The 9,450-nt window shown below is 35.9% G+C and carries 9 protein-coding genes and 3 tRNA genes; all 12 read right to left on the bottom strand.

The features are described 5' to 3' along the window. Nucleotides 1-92: 92 nt before the first annotated feature. The 12 genes from AB1349_11245 to AB1349_11190 all read right to left on the bottom strand — a co-directional run bounded on the left by AB1349_11245 (nt 93) and on the right by AB1349_11190 (nt 9,170). Nucleotides 93-1,505 (bottom strand): serine/threonine-protein kinase, encoded by a 1,413-nt coding sequence (locus AB1349_11245; protein ID MEW6557905.1) that lies wholly within the window; start codon nt 1,503-1,505, stop codon nt 93-95. 18 nt (nt 1,506-1,523) lie between these two features. Beyond that, nucleotides 1,524-1,594, bottom strand: a tRNA-Gly gene (locus tag AB1349_11240). A 135-nt stretch (nt 1,595-1,729) separates the two neighbouring features. Continuing rightward, nucleotides 1,730-1,801: transfer RNA gene (locus AB1349_11235), tRNA-Thr, on the bottom strand. Nucleotides 1,802-1,867: 66 nt separating this feature from the next. Further along, nucleotides 1,868-2,191 (bottom strand): DUF4325 domain-containing protein, encoded by a 324-nt coding sequence (locus AB1349_11230; GenBank protein ID MEW6557904.1) that lies wholly within the window; start codon nt 2,189-2,191, stop codon nt 1,868-1,870. 3 nt (nt 2,192-2,194) lie between these two features. Next, nucleotides 2,195-3,067 carry a hypothetical protein gene (locus AB1349_11225; GenBank protein ID MEW6557903.1) on the bottom strand — a complete coding sequence of 291 codons (873 nt, stop codon included), beginning with the start codon at nt 3,065-3,067 and terminating at the stop codon, nt 2,195-2,197. A 29-nt stretch (nt 3,068-3,096) separates the two neighbouring features. Beyond that, nucleotides 3,097-4,170, bottom strand: a complete 1,074-nt coding sequence (locus AB1349_11220) for a hypothetical protein (protein ID MEW6557902.1) — start codon at nt 4,168-4,170, stop codon at nt 3,097-3,099. 78 nt (nt 4,171-4,248) lie between these two features. Then, complete coding sequence (locus AB1349_11215) at nt 4,249-4,698, bottom strand: hypothetical protein (protein MEW6557901.1); 450 nt, start codon at nt 4,696-4,698, stop codon at nt 4,249-4,251. Nucleotides 4,699-4,807: 109 nt separating this feature from the next. Beyond that, nucleotides 4,808-4,881, bottom strand: a tRNA-Met gene (locus AB1349_11210). 36 nt (nt 4,882-4,917) lie between these two features. Further along, nucleotides 4,918-5,778 carry a GAF domain-containing protein gene (locus tag AB1349_11205; protein MEW6557900.1) on the bottom strand — a complete coding sequence of 287 codons (861 nt, stop codon included), beginning with the start codon at nt 5,776-5,778 and terminating at the stop codon, nt 4,918-4,920. Nucleotides 5,779-6,024: 246 nt separating this feature from the next. Next, nucleotides 6,025-6,894 (bottom strand): GAF domain-containing protein, encoded by an 870-nt coding sequence (locus AB1349_11200; protein MEW6557899.1) that lies wholly within the window; start codon nt 6,892-6,894, stop codon nt 6,025-6,027. A gap of 235 nt (nt 6,895-7,129) precedes the next feature. Beyond that, the gene (locus AB1349_11195; GenBank protein ID MEW6557898.1) at nt 7,130-8,449 is read right to left on the bottom strand and encodes a PorV/PorQ family protein; all 1,320 of its coding nucleotides are present in this window, start codon (nt 8,447-8,449) and stop codon (nt 7,130-7,132) included. A gap of 7 nt (nt 8,450-8,456) precedes the next feature. Further along, entirely contained in the window at nt 8,457-9,170 is a 714-nt protein-coding gene (locus tag AB1349_11190; GenBank protein ID MEW6557897.1) for a carboxypeptidase regulatory-like domain-containing protein, read from the bottom strand. Nucleotides 9,171-9,450: the final 280 nt, after the last annotated feature.

Here is a 9,450-nt window from a genome sequence, read left to right as displayed (position 1 = left end):
GCTTTCACGTCAATTTTTTATAGGTTCCTTTATAATATGTCTCAGCATTTATTAGCAAGCGTGTCTGATGAATCAGACCACCCTATTTCTCATTAGAGAAATGGGAAATTTGCCAAACTACAGTCAGATTTAGTTATTCCTTTAAATATTGCTTCGCCGCTGGGTGAAGTAATTGTAAGCAATGCATCCGGTGGAATTGTTTTTACAATAACAGTTGGTGGCCAAATTCGTTGATGCAAATAAATGCCAAATCTTGTAAACTGAAAATAGATATCCGCTACACAATAAAATATCAATCCTACAAATAGACATATACTTGTTATCACAAAAATTTTTCTATATTTTTTAGCAGTATCAAGCACGAAATCAAAAACTGTCTTTACCTCTCTAGACTCAGGTGCTTCAGGATGTTCTATAACTATTTCTTTTCTTTTTTCTTTTTCTGGAGGTTTTTCTGGGAGAACCTTTTCTTTGCTGGGTATAACTATTCCTTCTGTCGTTTCAACTTTTTCTGCTTCTTCTGCTATTGCATCAAGTTCTATATTTTCTAATTTTGCATCTTCTTGTTCATGTTGTATTTCTACGGCTAATAAATCAACAAGAGAATCTCTTAAATCTTCTTCACGATGCCCATATTTCCGGATACTCACATATTTCCATATGTCAATGAACATCTCTTTTGCAAGTTGATATCTTTTATCTAAATCCTTTTGAAGAGCTTTTAACACTATGTTTTTCAAATCATCAGGAACCTTACTTTCTTCCAGCGGTTTTAAATCAAACTTACAAGTTCTAACTTTTTGCCAAATATCTAAATCTGTATCTCCTTCAAACAATCTTTTGTTAGTTAACAATTCATATAGGATTATACCTAATGAAAAAATATCAGAGCGTTTATCAAGTTGTATTTTGCCTTCTGCTTGTTCAGGAGACATATACGGTATTTTTCCTTTTAATACACCAGTTCTGGTTTTTTCTGTCCCTTTTAGTGCCGCCTTAGCAATGCCAAAATCTGTAAGTTTAACTTTACCATCAAAGCAAAGCATGATATTGCCTGGTGAAACATCTCTATGCACAATGTTATATGGTTCACCCGCCTCATTTTTTAGGGCGTGGGCGTAGTCTAACGCACTTAAAACTTTAGCAACAATAGATGCACTCAATTCAACCGGCAATTTTTTGTTTTTTTCAACACAGCGTTTAAGAACATGCCGTAAATCATTTCCTTTTACATAATCCATAATTATGTAGTAAGTTTCATCAGAGGTTTTGCGATAATCAATAACCCGAACAATATTTTCATGTTCAAGACTGGCAGTAATAATCGCTTCCTTACGAAACATATCCAAAAATTTTGCATCATTAGAAAGTTCTTCATGTAATTTTTTTACAGCAACTAATTTTTCAAGTATTATATCTCTGGCTTTATAGACCGTGCCAAAACCACCTGGCAAACCTATTTGCTTAAGAATTAAGTACCGATTATCTAATATCTGTTTTTTCATAAAAATAATACTAAAAAAAGCGGGCGATGGGAATCGAACCCACATCAGAAGCTTGGAAGGCTTCGGCATTACCACTATGCAACACCCGCAAAAAATAAATTAAGCCACAGAATTGCATAGAAACTTCTTTTGACTGGATTAAATTAAGAAAAATTAGAAAGATTAGAAAAACTACGAAAAATTACAAAAATTAAAATCTTTCGGTTTATCCCGCACCATCTATTAGCCGAGGACGGGAGTCGAACCCACAACCTACGGTTTACAAAACCGTTGCTCTACCATTGAGCTACCTCGGCAGATGGTGCTTAACGGTACTACAACAAAACCGCTGCACTACCGCTGAGATACACCGGCACTTTTTTTTACTTGTTTTTCAATTTTGCTTCAGTTAATCTAGTATTAATTACCTCTTTTAACAATTCTTTATCCATAGATGACATCCTTTCAAATCTATAAAGTTTGCGAATTACTTCTTCAGGCCTAAATTCTAAAAACAATTTAGCGAATGCTTCATCCAGAAATGATACTGAAGCTATAGGTCTATTTTCAAAATCAAATATAAATCTATCAACCTTATTCCATTGCTTAATAATAAACTCATTTCTAAAATATGCTCCTTCTTTTCTAAAATTAGAAACTCGTGTGGGGATACGGAGTGTTAATTGTGATTTACTGTTTTTATTCATAAATTATAATTCTCCTTCAATAATCTCTTTAAATCCAAACCCTACAGATTGTGCATCACTTAAAAGATATGGCAATTTGAATTCAATGCCTGTCCCATGAAAAAAAACTTCTTTCACTTTAGCAATTCTTTTATCTACATCAGCAGTAAAACGTCCTTTATGAGAAAAAATACAAATATTACCTCGGTTTTCCGTAATTATTTCACACAACATTTTAAGTCCCTTGGCACCTGGAATATTGTGACGAGTAGTTATCTCTCCATTTGTTGCAGCTAAAAGAATTTGGTCATCAGCTGAATTTTTGAACCGCGAAATAGTTCTGGCATTTGCAGGAATACCCACACCCAAATCCACCATAGCTGTTCTTATATATTTTTTCTGTCTATATGATTGCGAACACATAAAACATCCGACTTGCGATTTAGCATGGTCAAAAACATTTTGTATTAACTCATTTATACCTAATCTTATTATGTAAGACGTTTTATCATCAATACCTTCACGTTGAATGAAATTTATTAATAAATCTACAAATTGCGGTTTATTTGCATTTAAATGATACAGAGGCACATAACTTCTATAATCCGAGGGTTCCTTTTGCTTGCCTTCCAAAAAATTTTGAAAGCCAATACTATTTATGTAACTAAGCGTATCTTTTGGGGTTGGTAAAACAACTGTTAATTTGGTTCCGAATGTTCTGACTTGATATATTGTTGAAGCAAGAACGGTTAATGCAATAGGACGAATAAAGGTCACTTCTGATAAATCAATACTCAATTCTTCTTTACATGTTATAATTTCCATTCCGGCATAAAGAATTTCCTCCATCTTACCAATATCTAAATTTCCAGATAGTTTAACAGTTTTCCTACTCATTTTGAAAACATTATTAATTAAAAAATATACTATTTTATTTCGGCTTCTATATTGTAAGCACCAAGGTTTGTTACTTTTATTGAAAAGGTTTGACTTTGTTCAAGCCGTTTAGCAACATCAGCAGCGGCTCCTCTTTTGAGGTCTAAATCCAGTGAAGCAACACCATTTGAAAAATCGCGCACCCAGCAATCCCGAACCTCAAGCAAAGCACGAACCGATTTTGTAAAATCATTCAGTTTATTCAGGTTAGGCAGATTTGAAACTGTAAGCCGAACGGTTGACCGTTCTTTAAGAAATTTAAGCACTACATCAGGCAATCCCTCGGCAAGTTTTTTTGTACCATTAACTATTGATGATTTTGCAGCGTTCGGTCTGTTGACATCAATCCCGCCAATTGTCGCAGGTGATGGTGATGCGATAATATCAGCCGAACCCGTTTTTTTCACCTTGATGGAGACAGTTGCCCGATAAGAAACCATACCGCCAAGCCCTTGGTCAGTATTGAAACTTGACTCTGCTTTGCCTTCTACAATAATATCTGATTTGGTTGCTTCCGAGACCACAAAGCCGGCATCAACAAACTTCCCTTTCAGTTCCGATTCTGCATATTTGGTGTTTGAAGGATGCCCATCAATAATTTCGTCAATTGAAAAAGCAACTACTGGATTACCAAGTTTTTTTGGCTCAAGTTCCAGTGATTTCAGTTTCGCAGAAAGGTCTTCTTTTCGGACAAGCGCTTTGACTTTTGTTTTATAAAAATCACCTTCTCGCCATTCTTTCAAAACATCATATTTTTCTATGTAGCCCTCTGTCTGTGAGGTGATGTTATCCTCAATTAGCATCGCTTTAGAAACAAGCGCTTCCTGTGAAACATACACACCTATTACAAGCCCGAGCGCATTTTTTAGGGCATCATGCAATGCTGTGTTTTTGGCACCTGTAATGTTGTTATTCACAATAGGTGCCATACCTTCGGCTTCAACCACTTCGGTGTTTGGTGCAGTTGCTTTTATCTGTGGTTTTGTTGATGCACAACCGGTAAAGGCAGGTAAAAGGTAAAAGGTAAAAGGTAAAAGGTAAAAAAGGAAATAATGTTTTCTCATAAACAAAAACCTCTCTAACAAATGTTATATGACATTTGTCATATATTTCCGATGAGTATTGTGTATTAAAACAGATTGTTATTCAACTATTTTCAAGCCCATATCTCTCAGCGCTTTTTTAGAAAGCCGAAGAACAACAACACAGCCATCATCAGCAGTCCATTCGCTTCTTACAACCTGAGCACTTTTTATGTTAGCGTCAATACTTGTTGCTAACATAGAATCAGTTTCAATTGCTTTCTCAACTGTGATTCCACCTTCTAACTGGACACCTTTAACCACCGAAAGCATATTGTACTGGGCGTTGACAATTGCCGAATTCCGTGATGTTGCCATTTTCTGTGTTTTGTTTTCAAGTGTCTGGTCAGCCGCACCGATACCACGTGCAAAGATAAAATTCTTTGTCACACCCTGCTCAACCCATTCCCGTTCAATCTCGCCCTCTTTAGAGACAGTCCCTTTGTCAGGACTTGACGCACAACCGTAAACCAGGACCGCAACAACCAAACCAACCACCAACTTATTCATACCCCCCCCCTGATATAATGGCAATTAAAAATGTAAAATGTAAAATTAAAAATTATTAAGGTTAACAACAATTTTGCATTTTTAATTTTGAATTTTTAATTGCCTTCATTGCCAGCGGTCGGAATTGAACCGACGACCCCCGCCTTATGAGAGCGGTGCTCTAACCGGCTGAGCTACACTGGCAACTTGTAATTATTATATTAAAATTTATTGGAAAAATCAATGTTTGTTTTTTATATCTGTAATATCCTGAAATACCATCCCGGCACCTTTTATGATGCTATCAGCATTTTTGATAACCAATGTAGAATACCCTATAATTTTATGTTTATTTCCAACAGTTAAATACATTTCTCGTCTGATTTGTGGTTCTGCTTTAGATAATGCTATCTTAAAAAGTTCAACAATTTCCGGGTATCTTACAAAACCGGTTGTCAAATTTTCGCCAACAAGGTCTTTCGGGATATTCAGTATTTCAGAAGCTCTTGGATTGATTGCTGTGATTCTTTTATGGTTATCAATTGCGATGAACCCACCGGGCATTGATTCAAAAATATCGCTCATATATTCTTTTAATGTATAAAGTTCTTCATACAGCCGCGCATTCTCAATAGCAACCGCAGACTGCGACGCAACAGCAGAGATGATTTCAGTATCTTCATTTGTAAACTCGCCTATTTTTTTATTAATAAGCTCAATCGCACCAATAGTTTTGCCTTTTATTATCATCGGGACTGCTATGACTGATTTTGTAGTAAAACCGGTAAGCCAGTCAATATCTTTTTTGAACCGCGGGTCATCTTGAACATTGTTTGAAATCACAACCCGACCGGTATGGACTGCGATACCAACAATCCCTTCGTTCAGTTTGATTTTTATATTCAGTTCCTTGAGAATAGCTGATTTGTCACCTTTTACTACTTTAAAATTTAACTCTTTTGTCTCGCTATCTATCAAAAAAATAGATCCTGCTTCACAATCTACCAGTTTTATTGACTCATCAAGGATCCGTTCAAGTACTTCGTTAAGATTTAGTGTTGATGAAATGCTCTGTGCGATTTCTAAAAGAACTTTTTCCATAGTTACCCCCTGATATAATGGCAATTAAAAATTAAAAATTAAAAGTAATTGTATTTCTTCTACGAAACTTTAGTTTCGGTTATACCACCCACTGGCAAATTCCAAATTCCAAATTCCAATTGACAATTAAAGATTGAAGATTAAAGATTAATAATACTTTTAACTTTTAACCTTTAACCTTTAACCTGCCTTTTTAGAGATATGCCCACTAAAGTAGGAAATAGTTCGTGCTTTATTTGCGAGTTGTTATTCGTGTTTTATTTTTGTTAAATCCTGGAATGTCATTCCACTGCCGAGTATATTACCTTCTCGGTCTTTTATTATTATTGTAGAATACCCAAGCACAAGCGGGTCGCCTGAACGATTGAGTAGTTTTATATCCTGTCGTGAAACCGTTTTTTTCTTTTGATTCGTATCCCACAAAATATCCGCAATCTCTTTATGGTGTGGGAATGCTTCGTATAAAAACCTGCCAGTAACCGCTACTCGTTCTACTTCTAAAATCCGTGCTGCAGTTGGGTTGATTGTGGTGATTGTCCCGAATGAATCAATTGCGATAAATCCGCCGGGCATATTTTCTAAAATTGAATCGGTGAAATTCTTCAATTTTAGAATCTCTGTATAAAGCCGTGAGGTCTCAACAACTAATGAAATCTGGATTGTCGTCAGCATTACCAGTTCTAAATCATCTTCATTAAATTTCCCATTCTTATTCAAAAGTTCAATCGCACCGATACATCTGCCGGTTGAAATCATCGGCACACATAAAATGTTGGTTGTTTTGAAACCGGTTAATGTATCAACGGTAGGATTAAAAAACTCGTCCTCTTCTGGATTATTGACGATTTTTGGCTCCTGTAGCTGAACAACTTTTCCGCAAATCCCGACACCAATCTTGAACGGGATTGAATGAATTATTGTATCTGCAGCGCCTTTTACAGCAACAAGTTTTAACTCATCTCGTTGAAAATCAGTCAAAAAAATTGAGCCCGCCTCGCAATTTACTGTCTGACAGATTTTTTCAAGAAAAACATTCAACAGCCGATTGATATCATAGATGAACCTGATATCATTCACAATTTCATAAATTATTTTTAACTGTTCTGTTTGGAGCATGTCTTTATTATACCAAAAAAATAAAAAATTGCAACTAAAAAAAATCGGGCTGGAATAAGGGGGGGATGAAAACGGTTTTATGGCAGGTTTGAAATATCTTGGCACATCGGAATTTTAATAATTGGGACGCAGATAAACGCAGAAACCCAGGATTAAAAATTAAAAATTGAGAAATCAGAATCAAATTCTAAAATCTTGAATTTTCTGTGAAAATCTGCGTCCTATTTATCTTGAGTTATTCTATAAGTTTTTGAGCAAGGATTTTACAGACGCTATTGAGTTCTTCCGCAGAATATGCCTTTATACTTTCTGACTGCAATATTTTCCCGGTTTCTACATTAACAACATTCACTGTAATAAAATATGTATCCATTAATTTAGAGAGTGAGCCAACTACCATTTGCCGGACATTTAAGAGTTTTCCTATTTGAACTGCACACTCTGATGTAGTGCAGCCACTTTGCTGAAACGCTGCTTCTGCCAGAATTTTATCCATATTCGCCTTTTCAATAACATTGAACTTTTCTGTTTTAACAAGTTCTGTCCTCAAAAAATCGGCAACGATTGATGCATCGGCAGAAGAAACATTTTTCGCCACAAAATCAGCCACCGCTATGTTTTCGCCTGCTGTAAGTTTTTGCGATTTCTTTATTCGCATAGTGTCTATTTTCATACAAACTGATACCGTATGCTTGGGCTCAAAATCCGTTATCGTTCCCCACCCATAATCTAATTGCATACTTCTTCCGTTTAACCCAAGCCCAAAAGTAAAAGTATCAAGATCATAGCCAAATTTATAGCCCGCTCTTACTGAAAAGATATTACTTAATGCAACTTCAAGCCCTAAATTCTCTCTAAGTTTTTCATCATTTTGTTTAACAATATCAAATGACGGAATAACCTTGCCTCTTTCCATATTTAAGATATAACTAAACCCCGCTCTGATTGTTCGTGGAACAGATTCTTTCAGAGTGCCATATTTTAATTTACCGCCTAAACTCTGTAATGATATTCCGATAGATAATGGAAAATCAGAAAAATTATATAAAGCGCCTATATCAAACGCATTAGTTTTTGCTTTTACTTCTTCAACAAGTGTAGAATTTAAATTCTTAAAACTACCGCCAACTGATAAAACATTTGATAATCTTGTAGATATAATAGCAAACAAAAGAATATCTTTCTCAGCATTTACTGTCTTTATATTACCGGACATATCAATAAGTTCCATATTGCCTAATGTCCAGTAATTAACCCCTGCGGAAAATGATATGCTATTACTCGGTAAACTAAAAAATGCAGAACCAAAATTATCGTCCATACTCCCTTTTTGGTATGTTAAATTAAGTTCCTTCTGGTTAATAAATGACAGCGAGGCAGGATTGTACTGAAGAAATGCACTGTCTCCGCTCAAAGATACACACGCTTCTGCAAGCCCGGCTGATTTCCCATTTGCAGGCATAGAAAGTATCAAGCCGGTAGATGTCCCCGAACAATAAAACAAACTTTTCTCACAAATTAGTATAACACTCACTAATAAAAAAAACTTTTTCATTTATTACCTATCGCACCACTGCGACCTTCTTTTTTATATCCACACCTGCACCTTTAATATGAACTATGTAAATACCTGAACCAACAAAATCATCGTCTATATTTTTACACGCCCAACTTATACTATCCTGCACACCCGCTGATACCGTTTTGTCCGTCTCCCAAACCATCTCGCCTTTTATAGTATATATCTTAACATTTATCTTTCCGGAGCCAGTCGGGTTCACCGCTATTATTGCCTGCTCGCGCTTCGCTGGCTGAACATATCCTTTACTACCACCCTGGATTTTGGCATCGCCTACTGTAACATCAATTTTTACTGCTATCCCGGTAAAGTTTTGGTTGTCCTGATTTGATGAAAGTGGAACATACTTTTTATATTCAGGTGTAAAACTATATTTTGTTTTTGTCAGTGTAACAGTGTAATTCCCTGCCACAAGATTTGAAATCTCATAATATCCGTTCGCATCTGTAACCGTTGTTGTTTGACTATCGCCTGTCACTGTTATGGTTACATCACTTATCCCTGTCCCGCTTAAATCTTTCACATATCCACTTATAGAATACAAAGTTGGTGCAACAAAACCACTTACAAAACCCGAACTTAAAATATAACCTGCACTTTGTGATTTTGTAAGTATCTGGTCAACAGAATCGTTTATAATATAATTTGCCGATTTCCTTTTACCACCACCATAATCTACTGCCTGCCAGTTAATCACTGAAGCAGAAAGAAAATAAGAAAGTGAAAAAGTAAGAAAGAACGAGTTGTTTTTTGGGGACGCTGATTCTCGCAGAAATGTCTGGATACTTAAAATCCTGATAATCGGAGCCTGCCCCCGAATGATTTTATCGGGGGTTCATCTGCGTCCTGATATGTCATTCCCGAATGCTGTTATCGGGAATCCAGTTGTCGTATTGCTCGTAAGTCAACCAATTCAACCCCGTTGTATAATAAAATAAAATAAAGTACATAAAGTTCAAAAGAGCAAGACACACATG

This window comes from Elusimicrobiota bacterium (genome assembly GCA_040757695.1).
Lineage (GTDB): Bacteria > Elusimicrobiota > UBA8919 > UBA8919 > UBA8919 > JBFLWK01.
This window is presented reverse-complemented; position numbering and strand designations above follow the sequence as displayed.

Bases quoted from the DNA above. Each gene is read 5' to 3' on its own strand.
- AB1349_11220 (MEW6557902.1), bottom strand. From the start codon at position 4,170: ATGAGAAAACATTATTTCCTTTTTTACCTTTTACCTTTTACCTTTTAC.
- AB1349_11225 (MEW6557903.1), bottom strand. From the start codon at position 3,067: ATGAGTAGGAAAACTGTTAAACTATCTGGAAATTTAGATATTGGTAAG.
- AB1349_11200 (MEW6557899.1), bottom strand. From the start codon at position 6,894: ATGCTCCAAACAGAACAGTTAAAAATAATTTATGAAATTGTGAATGAT.
- AB1349_11245 (MEW6557905.1), bottom strand. From the start codon at position 1,505: ATGAAAAAACAGATATTAGATAATCGGTACTTAATTCTTAAGCAAATA.
- AB1349_11195 (MEW6557898.1), bottom strand. From the start codon at position 8,449: ATGAAAAAGTTTTTTTTATTAGTGAGTGTTATACTAATTTGTGAGAAA.
- AB1349_11205 (MEW6557900.1), bottom strand. From the start codon at position 5,778: ATGGAAAAAGTTCTTTTAGAAATCGCACAGAGCATTTCATCAACACTA.
- AB1349_11215 (MEW6557901.1), bottom strand. From the start codon at position 4,698: ATGAATAAGTTGGTGGTTGGTTTGGTTGTTGCGGTCCTGGTTTACGGT.
- AB1349_11230 (MEW6557904.1), bottom strand. From the start codon at position 2,191: ATGAATAAAAACAGTAAATCACAATTAACACTCCGTATCCCCACACGA.